Consider the following 14,518-nt stretch of genomic DNA (forward strand, 5'->3'; position numbering starts at 1 on the left):
GAGACTTTTGACGGTTGTTTGGCTTGCGATTCGATTCATGGGAATTCATTGGCGAAGTCATCAGGCAGGAACTGTTTTCCCTATACTATAGAATCGAGTTTTATAATATCAAATAAAGGAGCTGGATGTATGAGAATCATCCGTTTTATGAAAGATGGAGTTTCGACCCTCGCTGCTGTGACAGACGAGAATAAAGTGTACCCTTTGCCGGACCCTGATTTTATGGCATTGGTGCGCCGGGCGGACCGGGAGGGGGAAGGGGTATCCGAAGCGGTAAACCGGAATATTGCGGGAGCTTCGCCGCTGAATGTGGAATTCGCCTCTCTGCAGCTGATTGTGCCGATCGAGGCTCCTGAGGTATGGGCGGCCGGCGTCACTTACGAGCGGAGCAAGGAAGCGCGCAATTATGAAGCGACGGGCGGGCGGATGGATGCGTCAACGTTCTACGATAAAGTGTATGACGCGGAGCGGCCGGAGCTGTTTATGAAGTCGACGGCCGCACGGACGGTAGGGCCGGGGGACAATGTATGCCTGCGGAGCGACTCATCCTGGCAGGTGCCTGAGCCTGAGCTTGCTCTTGTGCTGGACAGCGGCGGACGGATTGTCGGGTATACGGCCGGCAACGATATGAGCTGCCGCGACATCGAAGGCGAGAACCCGCTCTATCTGCCGCAGGCGAAAATATGGCGCCAATCCTGCTCCATCGGCCCGGCGATACGTCTTGTTGAAACGCTGCCGGATCCCTACAATCTGACCCTTACATGCCGAATTTACCGGGATGGGGCCAAAGTCGTCGAGGAATCGGCAAGCACGGGCCAACTGAAGCGCAGGCTTGATGAGCTTGTTGGATATTTGGCCAAGGACAATGTGCTGTTCGACGGGACCGTTCTGCTGACGGGCACTTGCATCGTTCCGCCCAACCAGTTTACGCTGGCTGCCGGCGACAGGATCGAAATTGAGATAACAGGCATCGGCACACTTGTGAATACGGCAATCGCCGCATCTTAATACGTTCATTTTAAATGATCTTTATACATTTATCCTAAAACTATGATTCGAGGAGATGGATACGATGAGCTCCAATCAAGACGCAAAGAATATTGGCAATTATATTAACGGACAATGGAAACCGTCTGTCGGCGGCGGAAGTCAAGCCAGCATTAATCCTGCACGGAAGAGCGAAGTCGTCGGATATGTGCCGGATTCGCAGAACGCGGATCTGAATGAAGCTGTGGAAGCGGCCCAAGCAGCCAAGCGGCCATGGAGAAAACTCGCAGGATCACAGCGCGGAGCTCTGCTGTTCAAAGCCGCGGATATTATGGAGAGCCGCCTTGACGAGATCGGGGAGACGATGTCGCGGGAGATGGGCAAGACGTTCCCCGAGGCAAAAGGCGAGACGGCGCGCGGCGTGGCGATTCTCCGCTATTACGCCGGAGAGGGAATGCGGAAGATCGGCGACGTCATTCCTTCGACCGACGCGGATGCATTCATGTTCACGACACGCATGCCGCTCGGAGTCGTGGGCGTTATCTCGCCGTGGAACTTCCCGGTGGCGATTCCCGTCTGGAAGATCGCTCCGGCGCTGATCTACGGCAATTCGGTCGTATGGAAGCCTGCAACCGAGACGGCGGTGACCGCTTCGAAGATCGCGGAATGCTTCCATGACGCGGGATTTCCTGCGGGTGTGCTGAATATGGTCGTCGGCAGCGGCGGTACGATCGGGCAGGGCATTGCCAGCCATCCCGGCATCCACGGCCTAACGTTCACCGGGTCCAACGAAGTCGGCAAGCAGGTCGGCCAATCCGCATTGAAGAGAGGCGCCAAATATCAGCTGGAGATGGGCGGTAAGAATCCGATCATCATCGCCGCGGATGCCGATCTCGATCTGGCTGTAGAAGCGACAATCAGCGGCGGGCTTCGCTCCACCGGACAGAAATGTACGGCGACAAGCCGTGTGATTGTGGTTCGCGACGTGTACGAAACCTTCAAGGAGAAGCTGCTGGAGAAGGTCAAATCGCTCAAGGTCGGGGACGGCATGGATGCTTCCACATGGCTTGGACCATGCGCAAACGAGAAGCAGCTCGAAACTGTTCTTTCCTATATCAAGAAGGGCAAGGAAGAGGGAGCTGTGCTGCTGTACGGCGGAGACCGCCCGGATGAAGCCGGACTGGCGGACGGCTTCTATGTCACTCCGGCCGTATTTGACCGGGTGACCAGCCGGATGGCGATCGCCCAGGAAGAAATCTTCGGTCCTGTGCTGACTCTTATCGAAGCGGCTGATTTCGAGTCTGCGGTTGACCTTGCGAATGATACGGACTTTGGGCTCAGCGCTTCCATTTATACACGGGATATCGGCAACATCCTGAACTTCGTCCAGGAGATGGACGCGGGGCTTGTCCGGGTCAATGCCGAGACGGCTGGCGTGGAGCTGCAGGCACCGTTCGGCGGCATGAAGCAGTCGAGCTCGCATTCCAGAGAGCAGGGGCAGGCGGCAATTGAATTTTTCACCTCGATCAAGACGGTGTTCATCAAGCCGTAATAAGGCCATAGGGGGAATGAAGGATGGCTGTGGATTCAAACTTTGAACATATCATGGGCGATCAGAAGCAGCATTTTCGCGTGCAGACTCACGCTCCGGGACCGGCAGGCTCGCTGCCGCTGACCCCTGAGCTGCTCCGGGAATCGCCGAGCGGCGATCTGTTCGGCTGGACGCAAAATGTCGGGATGGGCTGGAGCCCGTCCCGGCTTCTCGGCAAGCAGGTGCTGATACTCGGCACGCAGGGCGGTATCCGCAATGAAGACGGGACGCCGGCGGCGCTTGGCTATCATACCGGACATTGGGAGGTCGGCCTCTTGATGAAGGAGGCCGCGGATGAAATTACCGCCGCTGGCGGCATTCCGTTCGCGGGCTATGTCAGCGATCCCTGCGACGGGCGCTCCCAGGGGACGAGCGGCATGTTCGACTCGCTGCCGTACCGCAACGATGCGGCGATCGTCATGCGGCGGCTGATTCGCTCGCTGCCGACAAGATCAGCGGTGGTCGGCGTAGCCACCTGCGATAAGGGACTGCCGGCGTCGATGATTGCCTTGGCCGGGATGCGCGGGCTCCCGGTTGTCGTGGTGCCCGGCGGCGTGACGCTGCCGCCGGAGAATGGCGAGGATGCCGGCAAAATCCAGACGATCGGCGCCCGTTATTCGAACGGGGAGCTGTCGCTGGCGGAAGCGGCCGATCTTGGCTGCAGGGCATGTGCCACACCAGGCGGCGGCTGCCAGTTTCTCGGCACGGCCGGAACGGCCCAGGTCGTTGCCGAGGCGCTCGGCTTGACCGTACCGCATGCGGCGCTTGCCCCATCCGGGCAGCCTGTCTGGCTGGAGATGGCCCGCCAGTCGGCGCGGGCCGCGCTTCATCTCGCGGAGGCGGGGCTGACCTCCGCAGCGATATTGACGGATGCCGCCATCCGCAACGCGATGGTCGTGCACGCGGCGTTCGGCGGCTCGACGAACCTGCTGCTGCACATTCCGGCAATCGCCCATGCCGCAGGGCTCCGGGTGCCGACCGCAGAAGACTGGGCGGAGGTGAACCGTGCCGTGCCGCGCCTCGTGAGCGTACTGCCCAACGGGCCGGAATATCATCCGACCGTCATGGTGTTTCTGGCAGGCGGAGTGCCCGAGGTTATGCTGCATCTGCGCAAACTCGGACTGCTGGATGAGCAGGTGCTCACGGTTACGGGACAGACGCTCGGCGCGGTGCTCGACTGGTGGGAAGCATCGGAGAGGCGCGCCGGGATGAGGCGCTACCTGCTTGAGTCGGAGGGAATCGACCCCGATACCGTCATTTATACCCCCGAGCGGGCGCGCGCTGCCGGCATGATGTCGACGGTGACATTCCCGACCGGCAACCTCGCTCCGGAAGGCTCCGTGATCAAGTCTGCGGCGATCGATCCGTCTGTGGTGGACGGCAGCGGCGTCTTCCGGCATATCGGTAGAGCCAAGGTATTCACGACGGAACGGGCGGCCATCCGGGCGATCAAGACGGGCGGCATTGAAGCCGGAGACGTGCTGGCGCTGATCGGACGGGGCCCGCTGGGAACGGGTATGGAAGAGACCTACCAGCTGACCTCGGCGCTGAAGCATCTTTCCTACGGGAATCAGGTGTCGCTGCTGACGGATGCCCGTTTCTCCGGCGTATCCACCGGCGCATGCATCGGCCACATCGGTCCCGAGGCGCTGGCGGGCGGTCCGGTCGGCAAATTGAGAGATGGCGACTGGATCGATATCCGGGTTGATTTGCAAAATCTTGAGGCGTCCATTCATATGGTTGGCAGCGCCGAAAATCCTGGAACGCCCGAACAGGGGGCAGCCGAGCTTGACTCCAGAACCCCGCATCCCGGGCTTGCGGAGGACCCGGATCTGCCGGATGATACCCGGCTGTGGGCGGCGCTTCAGTCTGTCAGCGGAGGAACCTGGCGAGGCTGCGTATACGATACGGAGCTCATACTGCGTACACTGGAGGCAGGCAAGCGGGCGTTGGCCGCTGAAGAACCGGCGCTATAACCGTCTGCCAGGCTTTTTTCCCCCGCCGTCAGAGATTTTCAACAGCGGAATGCACGCATGATCATTTTTTGGTAAAGCAAATCCAAATTGTTTACTGAGGATGAGGGTGTATGAAAGCAATCTATGAAAATCAAAGCAGCTACGAATTAATTCCTTTGAATGCCATCAAGATGCAAAATTTAAATTTTCTGGCGCACTGGCATGTCGATGTCGAATTTATGCTGGTTCTGGAAGGCACACTTCAAGTGGGAATCGATACGGAGAGACGGACTCTGCACGCAGGGGATATCGCCATTTGCGGCAGCAACAGCATGCATTATTATACTTCTGAAAGCGCTAACTCCGTCATTCTGATCAAATTCTTACCCGACAGCATCGATAATCAGGGGACTTGGCAAAAAAATATGTTATGCCCGTTTATCGAGAAAAAGTCCATTTTGCAAACGGGAGACCAGGGTCAGAAGCTGTACGATGAGATCGCGGCGCTCTTTCATTGTCTCTATAATGAAGTGACGCGGCAGGAGGATTACTACAAGCTTTATATCCAGGGGAAGTTTCTGGAGCTGTGCGGCCTTTTTCTCAGGCATCTTCCCAGGCAGGAAGGCGATCGGAAATTGGAGAATAGCTCTCCCAGCATTCAGCTGATCAAGGATTCACTCCTATTCATCGAAGAAAACTACATGAACCATATATCGCTGGATGAAATCGCCGGAAAAATGAACGTCAGTCCGTATTATTATTCGCGGATATTCAATAAGGTTATGGGAATGAATCTCAAAACCTATCAGAACATACTCAGGATCAATAAAGCGAAGGACATGATTATCAGCGACGAAATGCCGATTGCCGAAATTGCGTATGAGTGCGGCTTCAACAGCGTCAGAACCTTCAACCGGTTTTTCCGGCTGGCCAAGGGATACACACCATCCCATCTGCGCAAAACCTTATATCATTAACCGGGCTCCCACCTCCATATCCGAAAGCTTGAACAGCTTCCTCTGCCATGCCGGATATGGAGTTTTTGTGCTTTTTACGGTCCTGATACAGCAAATTATGTCCATAATCAAACAAGGTCTGGCGAGTAATCATGCCTGACTTCTTTATAATTAACACATAAGGGAGAATACGTTTCTTAATCAAAGCAAATATGGATAAGACAAGGGGTTGAGCTGATGATTCGCATAGCTGTAATCGGAGTGGGCGGAATTGCCGAGACACATTTGAAGGCCTATATATCGCTTGGCGACCGCTGTGAAATCGTTGCTTTAAGCGACATCTATCCTCAAAAAGCGCAGGCGCTTGGAGAAAAGTATGGCCTTGTTTGCAGAGTTGAGAGCGATTACAAGGAGCTGCTGAAAAGCCCGGATATCGACATGGTTTCAATCTGCACGCCGCCGTATACCCATGCCGACATTACGATAGATGCGCTTGAAGCCGGCAAGCATGTTCTGGTGGAGAAGCCAATGGCTTCGTCGCTGGAGGAATGCGACCGGATGCTTGAGGCGGCCCGGAAATCCGGGAAGATTCTGTCTGTCGTCGGCCAGAACCGCTTCAATGATTCCATACAGAAGCTGAAGCAGGTGCTGGATTCGGGAATGCTGGGCAAGGTCGTGCATGCGCAGATCGAATCGTATTGGTGGAGAGGTTATGTCTATTACGATCTATGGTGGAGAGGGACGTGGGAGAAGGAAGGCGGCGGCTGCACACTCAACCATGCGGTCCATCACATCGACATGTTCCAGTGGATGATGGGGATGCCGGAGAAGGTACAGGCCGTCATGAGCAATACCTCCCATGACAATGCCGAGGTGGAGGATCTGTCGATCGCCATCCTCACCTATCCGAACGGGGCACTGGGACAAATCACCAGCTCCGTCGTGCATCACGGACAGGAGCAGCAGCTGATTTTCCAGACGGAGAAGGCCCGGGTGTCGGCGCCGTGGAAGCTGTATGCCTCGTTGTCGAAGGAGAACGGATTCCCGGTGAGAAACGAAGAGCTCGAGCAGCAGATCGAACAGTTCTACCAGGCGATACCGGAGCTTGCTTACAGAGGTCACGCAGGACAGATCGACAACATCTTTACGGCAATCGGGAACGGGACGCATGAAGTGCTGGTTGACGGGCATGAAGGCCGGAAAACGCTGGAGCTGATTACGGCGATTTATCAGGCGGCATCGACAGGCCAGACGGTTTCCCTGCCGCTTGGTCCGGACAGCCTGTTCTATACAAGGGAAGGCATTCTGGCCAATGCGCCGCATTATTATGAGAAGAAAAATTCAGTAACCGGGTTCGCGCAGAATGCGATCACACTCGGCAGCGATTATGCCAAATCAGGCGATGGCCGCGCATAACGGAACCAATCGATGAGACAAGGAGGGACTTTACAAATGAATTCAGTGAATGGCACGACCGAATCCGGACTTGAATACCGGTTTGTACTGAGTGGCGCGGAGCTTGCGATTCAGCCGACTGTATTGGAAATTCCTCTGGAAGAGAACGATTATGAGAAGCTGCTGCAATGGCAGGGTGAAGGAGGAGCGTTCTCAGCCGTTGCAAGCGCAGGCGGCTTCTCGCTCCCCTGTCAGCTGTCAGGCTTCGGCCTCGACGGAAATGCGGAGACGCTCACGCCGCGCCGCTCTCTGTTCGTATTGGTGCAGAATGTCCCGGATGCGGGAACAGACGGGCATCTCTTCCAGCTTGAACGGCATGAGGAGCCGGATGACGCGGATGAGCCCCTATCCCGGAAAAAAGGCGTCTATCTGGACCATCAGCCGGAGAATGCCAGGGTCATGGTGCGGATCGAAGGCAAATTATTTACGAGGTATCTGTATTCCCGGGATATGATGAAGCCTTATTTCTACCCGATGATCGGACCACATGCGAAGACGCTGATTCAGGACGCTCCCGACGATCATCTGCATCATCATGGCTTGTGGTGGGGCCATGACCAGGTGAACGGCCACCAGGCCTACCATGAATTTGCCAAGGAAGGCAGGCAATCCCACAGCCGTTTCCTGCATCTGACGGGAGGGCCGGTATTCGGTCAGCTGTCAGTCTGCATTGACTGGATGTCCAATAAGGGCGAGCGGCTGCTGCAGGAGGTCAGGACGATGCGTATCTTCAATCTTCCGCCGGAGCAGCGGTATGTCGATGTGCACAGCGAGCTCCATGCAACCGACGGTACGGTCGTATTCGGGCCGACCAAGGAGGGCGGATTTCCTTTCATCCGTGTCAATGAGCAAATGTGCGCCTTCCTGTCGGGTACGATAACTTCCTCGACCGGCAAGAAAGGCGAAGGGGAGATTTTCGGCACCGAGGCGGATTGGGTGGATTACAGCGGCAGCCTTCTCAATGTCTCCTGGAATAACGGCATACCGGACAAAGGATTTTTCAACGGCGGAATCGCCATAATGGTCCACCCGGATTACCGGGCATTCTCTACCAAATGGTTTGTGCGGGATGCGGGTGCGTTCACATCTTCGAACTTTCATTTCTGGGGCGGCCACACCCTTCCATCGGGCGATTCGCTCGGATTCCGGCAGCGTATCTATCTGCATCTGGGAGATGTGGAGGCAGGCAAAGTGAAGGATCGCTACCGGGAGTACGCCAACCCGGAAGTGCCGGAGTGGTGCTAGTCGAGGGAAACAAACCATTTTATAGAAAAGGCACAGCGCATGTTATTGGACTATCAAAATGGAGCACTGCAAGACGAGGAGGAATTGACTTGGGGATCATCAATAAAGATGCCGTATGCCAAATTGCGCTGGTCGTGAAGGATATCGAGCGGACAGCCGCCAACTATGCCGAGCTGTTCGGCATAGAGGTGCCGCAAATTTTCAGCACGCTGCCGGAGGAAGAATCGCACACGCAGTATAGAGGCAAACCGACCAAGACCCGCGCTAAATTGGCCGTCATTGATTTGGGTCAAATCGTGCTGGAGCTGACCGAGCCTGACGATGAACCAAGCTCCTGGAAGGAATTTCTGGAGACGAACGGCGAAGGGGTGCACCATATCGGGTTTACGGTCAGCGACCGGGAGAAGGTCATTGAATATTTTGGCCGCAAGGGCATCCCGATCAGACACTACGGCGAATACCCGGGGGGCAACTATACGTTTATGGACAGCGTGAAGGAGCTTGGCGTCATTCTCAATATCAAGCCCGGCGCCCAATCATAAGACCATTGACAGGAAAGCGTCTGAAAGTTTTTGGATTCACCGAATTCTGGAGCTTATTAATCATCGGATCTTGAATATAACCAATAAAGGAGACTGAGATTATTATGGGAAATCAACTTATCGGAACAAACACGGTGACACAAATCGGCATTCTGGTGCATGATATCGAGAAGACGGCAGCGGCCTATTCCAAATTTCTGGGAATCGAACCCCGTTTCGTTACAACAGGGACGTATGAGGAAGCGCAGACGGAGTACTTGGGCAAACCGTCACAGGCCCGATCGAGGCTTTGTTTTTTCAAGGTGGGTCCATCGCTTGAGCTTGAGCTGATTCAGCCGGATCTTGAGCCGAGCACGTGGAGGAACGACCTGGATCAGAATGGGGAAGGCGTTCATCATATTGCTTTTGTCGTGGAAGGAATGAAGGAAAAGATACTTGTGCTGGAGAGAAATAATATGCCGCTTCTGCAAAAAGGCGAGTATACCGGGGGCAGATATGCATATATCGATGCCAATGAGGATTTGAAAGTCGTGCTGGAGCTGCTGGAAAACGACAAGTAAGGTCTTTTTCAAAATATAAGAAAGTTAAAATTCCTCTATACTTTGCTTCTGTTTCTGAGGGAAGAACTAACTTTGCCGCCATAGGACGGCGAGGCCGTTTCTTCTTGTTGATCGCATATATCGGCATGGAAGAGGGGGGAATCCGTCATGGAGAAGAGAAGATACGGCAATACGGACATGGACGTAAGCGTGCTCGGATTCGGCGGCGGCGAGATCGGCGGGCTGGGCGGTCCTGAGCGGGGATCGCCTGGAGCAACCGTTGAACAGGTGGGGAAGCTGCTGGGCATCGCGCTCGATTCGGGCTTGAACGTGATCGATACGGCCGAATGCTACAATAACAGCGAAGAGCTTATAGGCAGCGCGGTGTCACACAGGCGCGAGGAATATTACTTGTTTACAAAATGCGGCCACAGCAGCGGCTTCGACCTCCCGCATTGGGACCCGAAGCTGCTGGAGCTGAGCATTGACCGGAGCCTGCGGCGTCTGCGGACAGACTACATCGATTTGATCCATCTGCATACCTGTTCGGAGGAGCTGCTGCGCAGCGGTGAAGTGATCGAAGTGCTGCAGCGGGCAAAGGCGAAAGGGAAAATCAGGTATATGGGCTACAGCGGAGACCAGGATGCCGCTCTGTACGCCGTAAAGTGCGGCGCATTTGACTCGCTCATGACCTCGGTCAATGTCGCAGATCAGGAAGCGGTTCAGCGGACCATTCCGGAAGCGTTGAAACGAGGTCTCGGCGTTACCGCCAAAAGGCCGATTGCCAACGCCGTATGGAAATTCGCCAATCAGCCGCCGGATAATCCGTATCTTCACGCCTACTGGGAGCGGATGCGGCAGTTGAACTATGACTTTCTCGAAGCGGATGAGCAGGAATCCATTGGTGCCGCGCTTCGGTTCACGCTGTCTGTACCCGGCGTTCATACCGCGATTGTCGGTACCGTCAATCCTGCACGGTGGGCAGTGAATGCAGCTCTTGCCAGTCGGGGGGATTTGCCGGAGAATCAGTTCCAGTCTATTCGCAGCAAGTGGGAGGAGACAGCGGTTGGCGCCGGCTGGCGCGGATTGGAGTGAAATAAGCGAAGGCAAGCAGCATATCGGAATAGTACGATGAGATATAAAATGCCGGGCAGGACGAAGAGCGCGCATCCGCGAGCTTCCGTCCTGCCCGGCATTTTTCGGCAATTGCACCGGTAAAAAGGCCAATATCGGGTTCATCGGTCATGACAGGAATCCTGATAGCAGCTTCCTGCTAGCCGGATAGCTTATCCGCGGCGTTAAGGCCCATTTTTTTCAGCAATTCGGTCAGCTGATGTTTTTCCTCATCCGTCAAGACCGAGAACACGTTGGCAATTGAATCTGTATGTCTGGGAAAAATATCATCGAATAGCGACTGCCCGGCATCCGTCAGCTTGGCTATGATGACTCTTCGGTCGCACGGACTTGGCTCTCTGCGGAGGAGGCCTTTTTTCTCAAGCTTATCGACTACATAAGTTACACTGCCGCTTGGAATTGCGAACTTCTCGCCTATTTTTTGAATGGGATGAGGGCCTTTATTATAAAGAAATTCCAGTATTTGAAACGTATCGAGATCAAGACCATAGTTGTTGACGTCAGACTTTATTAATTCGAACAAGGATTTTGATGAATTCATTAATACCCGAAGCAACCGCAGGTCAAGCTCAGTTTGCTTACCGCTTTGATTCATTTCGTACACCGCCTCTGCCAGGAGCTAAAGGGGTAAATTAAGCTTCGATTAGCCGAATAAAGCACCCCAATTTAAAAATAATACCACAAGTGCGAGAATGAGCAAAATAAAGGGCATTCCTGTTTTGGACACAGGGTCTTTAACGCGCAGATGGGTAATAATTGCTCCGATCATCGTGACGGCCAGTACCAATCCGCCTATCGCAGCGATCTGATCGTACCAGATGCCGATAATCATCAGTGCCGCGCCTGCAACCTCAACCAGCCCCGTAAATACGCGGAATCCGGACGACAGCTGATAGCGTGCGAATTCATCCACCATTTGCTTCGAACCAAATTTCATAAAACCAAACATGAGAAAACCCAATGCCAGAACGATCTGCAGTACGATTGAGAAAATATCCATAATTAATAACTCTCCTTCATTTCGATAATGTTATTTTAAATATATTTATTTATAATAATATTAGTGTAAAAGGCAGAAGTCAATTGTTTTATTTTGATGGGATGGCCGCAGGAATTCGATGACAGGTATTGAATACATTTTAAAATCTGCATGTGGTAAAATACAGGAAATTAGATCCGCCATTCATGATTTCAACGGAAGAACGCATGATTGAACACTGATTTGACACCTCATTTGCAAATTAGCGCTCCAAGGAGGAATCCTATGAATACAGCTAATAAAATTACGATTGCCAGAATATTATTAATTCCTGTTTTTATCTTGTTTTTTCCCCTGTATCCGGATTGGCTTGCCCAAAAAGCGGATTTCATACAGCATATTGATTCCTATGGGTTATATTATGCTTCAGCCGTATTTATACTCGCCTCGGCAACAGATAAGCTGGATGGGCATATTGCCAGAAAATATAATCAGATCACCAACCTCGGTAAGCTATTGGATCCTTTGGCGGACAAGCTGCTCATCTCGGCAGCTTTGATACTGATGGTAAGCCAGCATCTGGTTTATTCCTGGATTGCGTTTGCGATTATAGCGAGGGAGATTATAATTAATGGAATCCGGATTGTGGCCTCCTCCCGGAAGATCGCTCTGCAGGCGGATCAATACGGGAAAATAAAGATGGTATTTCAAGTCGCAGCCATTGCAGCTGTATTGTTGAATAACCGCCCATTCAGCTTTTTCACAGACATTCCCATAGACCAGATCCTTATGTATGCCGCGTTAATCCTTACCCTGTATTCGGGCTATAACTATATCAAAAATAATTATCGCATTCTGGAATAAACAGATGATTCAGCTGCAGGCTCCAATAAATGCGGAATAAGGAGACCCAATGAAAGATACCTCTGGCATCATCAGTGATCTCATTAAAAAAGATGTGATAGATAATACTCTCTATGCTGCCAACATTGTGGCTGGAACAACGGATGGGCTTGTCTATATGCTCACGGCAAATAAGGTTACTAAATATGTACTGAAGCTTGACCTTCCACAGCAAATCATCCCGGTTGAACAATTATTCCAAACATATCGGAGCAGCCCGCTGCTTCCTAAACTTCTCTACACCGATCCTGATAAAGATTATATTGTCTATACCTACATCGAGGGTACGACACATTATGAAAGAGGCGCAAAATTAAACTGGCTGACGACATTAATCAAGGGTCTCCTTAATCATTATGAGAACAACCTGCAAACGAACAAATGGGGCTTCTGGCTGGAGGATCCTTGTCAGACCTGGCGGGATTTTATAGATAAAGGCGTGGAATATGCCCGGACTGCTGTTGGAAGCCTGTTGCCGATTGAGGATTATGATCTAGTGAAGGCTTTTGTTGGTAATATTGCGGAAGGTGAAGATGGACAACGGTTCCTGCTTCACGGTGATTGTGGCGTGCATAATTTCGTGTTTCATAGGAATGCATTGGCTGGGGTTATCGATCCATCCCCGATTGCCGGACCTGTAATCTATGATTTTATTTATGCTTTTTGCTCCTCGCCGGACGATTTGAACCTGGAGACTCTGCTGCCTGCATTCGAGCTGCTAAATCATAGACAAATAGAAAGATCGGGCCTTATTGAAGAGGTGATTATCCAGCTTTATTGCCGCATCGGAGTCTGTTTGAAACACCATCCGCATGACCTGAAGGAGTACCTGATAGCATGGGATTACTGGAAAGCCCTTGCGCCTGAAAACTAGTCTGAATGCGTTCACACTAACCTTTAGGTAACTTACGCTAAAGCATTTCAGTACTTACCAGAAGCAGGATTCTATTCTATACTATCGAGGGATGGATACTATGCAAAAGATTCGAAAATTATCTGGAGGTGTTTTTCTTGAAATACCGGAAATTGGGGAAAAGCGGGTTAAAGGTAAGCGAGATAAGCCTCGGCAGTTGGATGACTTACGGCGGATATGTGGAAAATGAAAAATCAATTCGATCGATCGAGCAAGCCTATGATCTTGGCGTAAATTTCTTCGATACCGCCAATGTGTATGAACGCGGCGAAGCGGAAAAGGTCATGGGCGAAGTGCTTCAAGCCTATCCGCGCGAATCCTATGTGCTGGCTACCAAAGTTTTTGGGCAGATGGGCGACGGTCCGAATGACCGCGGTTTATCCCGCAAGCATATCTTTGAACAATGCCATGCCAGCTTGAAACGCCTTCAAACCGATTATGTGGATCTCTATTATTGCCATAGATTTGATACCGAAACTCCACTGGAAGAAACGCTTCGCGCACTGGACGATCTGGTTACACAAGGTAAAGTATTGTATGTTGGCGTAAGCGAATGGACGGCAGCGCAGATGGTTGAAGCTCTCGCTATTGCTGACAAATACCTGCTGGACCGGATCGTCGTCAACCAGCCGATATACAATATGTTCAACCGTTACATTGAAAAGGAAGTCATCCCGACCGGTATTGAAAAAGGGATCAGCCAGGTCGTTTTCTCACCACTGGCTCAAGGCGTACTTACGGGCAAATACCGGAGAGGGCAATCCATTCCATCCGATAGCCGCGCGGCCAGCAAAAGCTGGGGCGAGGAACGCCTCAAGGAAAGCCAGCTGATCCAGGTCGAGGAGCTGGAAAAAATCGCAGGCGAGCTTGGCATCAAGATTTCCCAATTGGCGCTTGCCTGGATCTTGCAGCAGGACAATGTGGCCAGCGCGCTTGTGGGTGCAAGTCGCCCCGAGCAGGTCATTGAGAACTGCGCCGCTTCCGATGTTGTCTTGTCGGCCGATGTTCTCGGTTCGATAGAGGCTATATTAAAGGCGTAAAAGTGAGTCGACTTTTGAGTCGGCCTTAGAGCAGATCGCTGCTCTAAGGCCTTTTTCATGTCCTCTTAAAAAAACATAGATTTAAGTCTGGCCATATGCAGGGAAGACGGATGACCTCCAATTTTTTCAATCTTATACTGGAATGGCCTTTTTTTATATTCGATTGCCTTCACCAAGAATAGCTTTCTATGAAAATAGAGAGAAATTTGAACGTCGGCATAGATTATTTTATGTTTTGCAGACAACGAAGCATCTACAATGATAGTTGTCAGACCATTT

14 protein-coding genes are annotated in these 14,518 nt (G+C 52.5%); 12 read left to right on the plus strand and 2 right to left on the minus strand.

Annotation, left to right across the window (positions count from 1 at the left end):
* Window positions 1-129: 129 nt before the first annotated feature.
* From AC0YNV_RS04750 to AC0YNV_RS04790, 9 genes are all read left to right on the plus strand, one after another.
* Complete coding sequence (locus tag AC0YNV_RS04750) at window positions 130-1,008, plus strand: fumarylacetoacetate hydrolase family protein (protein ID WP_475766272.1); 879 nt, start codon at window positions 130-132, stop codon at window positions 1,006-1,008.
* 64 nt (window positions 1,009-1,072) lie between these two features.
* Entirely contained in the window at window positions 1,073-2,539 is a 1,467-nt protein-coding gene (gene gucD, locus AC0YNV_RS04755) for an alpha-ketoglutaric semialdehyde dehydrogenase GucD (RefSeq protein ID WP_475766273.1), read from the plus strand.
* A gap of 23 nt (window positions 2,540-2,562) precedes the next feature.
* The gene (locus AC0YNV_RS04760) at window positions 2,563-4,554 is read left to right on the plus strand and encodes a YjhG/YagF family D-xylonate dehydratase (RefSeq protein ID WP_475766275.1); all 1,992 of its coding nucleotides are present in this window, start codon (window positions 2,563-2,565) and stop codon (window positions 4,552-4,554) included.
* 110 nt (window positions 4,555-4,664) lie between these two features.
* Window positions 4,665-5,510, plus strand: coding sequence for an AraC family transcriptional regulator (locus tag AC0YNV_RS04765; RefSeq protein WP_475766276.1), 846 nt, complete (start codon window positions 4,665-4,667; stop codon window positions 5,508-5,510).
* A gap of 216 nt (window positions 5,511-5,726) precedes the next feature.
* A complete protein-coding gene (locus AC0YNV_RS04770) occupies window positions 5,727-6,905 on the plus strand; it encodes a Gfo/Idh/MocA family protein (protein ID WP_475766278.1) in 1,179 nt (392 codons plus the stop codon).
* A 36-nt stretch (window positions 6,906-6,941) separates the two neighbouring features.
* Window positions 6,942-8,189, plus strand: coding sequence for a DUF6807 domain-containing protein (locus AC0YNV_RS04775; protein WP_475766280.1), 1,248 nt, complete (start codon window positions 6,942-6,944; stop codon window positions 8,187-8,189).
* Between the two features lie 89 nt (window positions 8,190-8,278).
* Window positions 8,279-8,731, plus strand: a complete 453-nt coding sequence (locus tag AC0YNV_RS04780) for a VOC family protein (RefSeq protein WP_475766282.1) — start codon at window positions 8,279-8,281, stop codon at window positions 8,729-8,731.
* Window positions 8,732-8,835: 104 nt separating this feature from the next.
* Entirely contained in the window at window positions 8,836-9,291 is a 456-nt protein-coding gene (locus tag AC0YNV_RS04785; protein WP_475766283.1) for a VOC family protein, read from the plus strand.
* Between the two features lie 147 nt (window positions 9,292-9,438).
* Complete coding sequence (locus AC0YNV_RS04790; protein WP_475766285.1) at window positions 9,439-10,365, plus strand: aldo/keto reductase; 927 nt, start codon at window positions 9,439-9,441, stop codon at window positions 10,363-10,365.
* A gap of 178 nt (window positions 10,366-10,543) precedes the next feature.
* Here AC0YNV_RS04790 and AC0YNV_RS04795 read toward each other — a convergent pair whose 3' ends face one another.
* Both AC0YNV_RS04795 and AC0YNV_RS04800 read right to left on the minus strand, forming a co-directional pair.
* Window positions 10,544-10,999, minus strand: coding sequence for a MarR family winged helix-turn-helix transcriptional regulator (locus tag AC0YNV_RS04795; RefSeq protein ID WP_475766286.1), 456 nt, complete (start codon window positions 10,997-10,999; stop codon window positions 10,544-10,546).
* A gap of 48 nt (window positions 11,000-11,047) precedes the next feature.
* The gene (locus AC0YNV_RS04800; RefSeq protein ID WP_475766288.1) at window positions 11,048-11,404 is read right to left on the minus strand and encodes a DoxX family protein; all 357 of its coding nucleotides are present in this window, start codon (window positions 11,402-11,404) and stop codon (window positions 11,048-11,050) included.
* 264 nt (window positions 11,405-11,668) lie between these two features.
* On the opposite strand from AC0YNV_RS04800, the gene pgsA reads away from it, so the two are divergent.
* From pgsA to AC0YNV_RS04815, 3 genes are all read left to right on the plus strand, one after another.
* Window positions 11,669-12,247 carry a CDP-diacylglycerol--glycerol-3-phosphate 3-phosphatidyltransferase gene (gene pgsA / locus AC0YNV_RS04805; protein WP_210043834.1) on the plus strand — a complete coding sequence of 193 codons (579 nt, stop codon included), beginning with the start codon at window positions 11,669-11,671 and terminating at the stop codon, window positions 12,245-12,247.
* Window positions 12,248-12,296: 49 nt separating this feature from the next.
* Window positions 12,297-13,160 (plus strand): phosphotransferase, encoded by an 864-nt coding sequence (locus tag AC0YNV_RS04810; RefSeq protein WP_475766290.1) that lies wholly within the window; start codon window positions 12,297-12,299, stop codon window positions 13,158-13,160.
* A 137-nt stretch (window positions 13,161-13,297) separates the two neighbouring features.
* Entirely contained in the window at window positions 13,298-14,239 is a 942-nt protein-coding gene (locus tag AC0YNV_RS04815; RefSeq protein WP_210043832.1) for an aldo/keto reductase family protein, read from the plus strand.
* The last annotated feature ends 279 nt before the right edge of the window (window positions 14,240-14,518 follow it).

The sequence above is a fragment of the Paenibacillus sp. JT31N11 genome, from assembly GCF_056269285.1.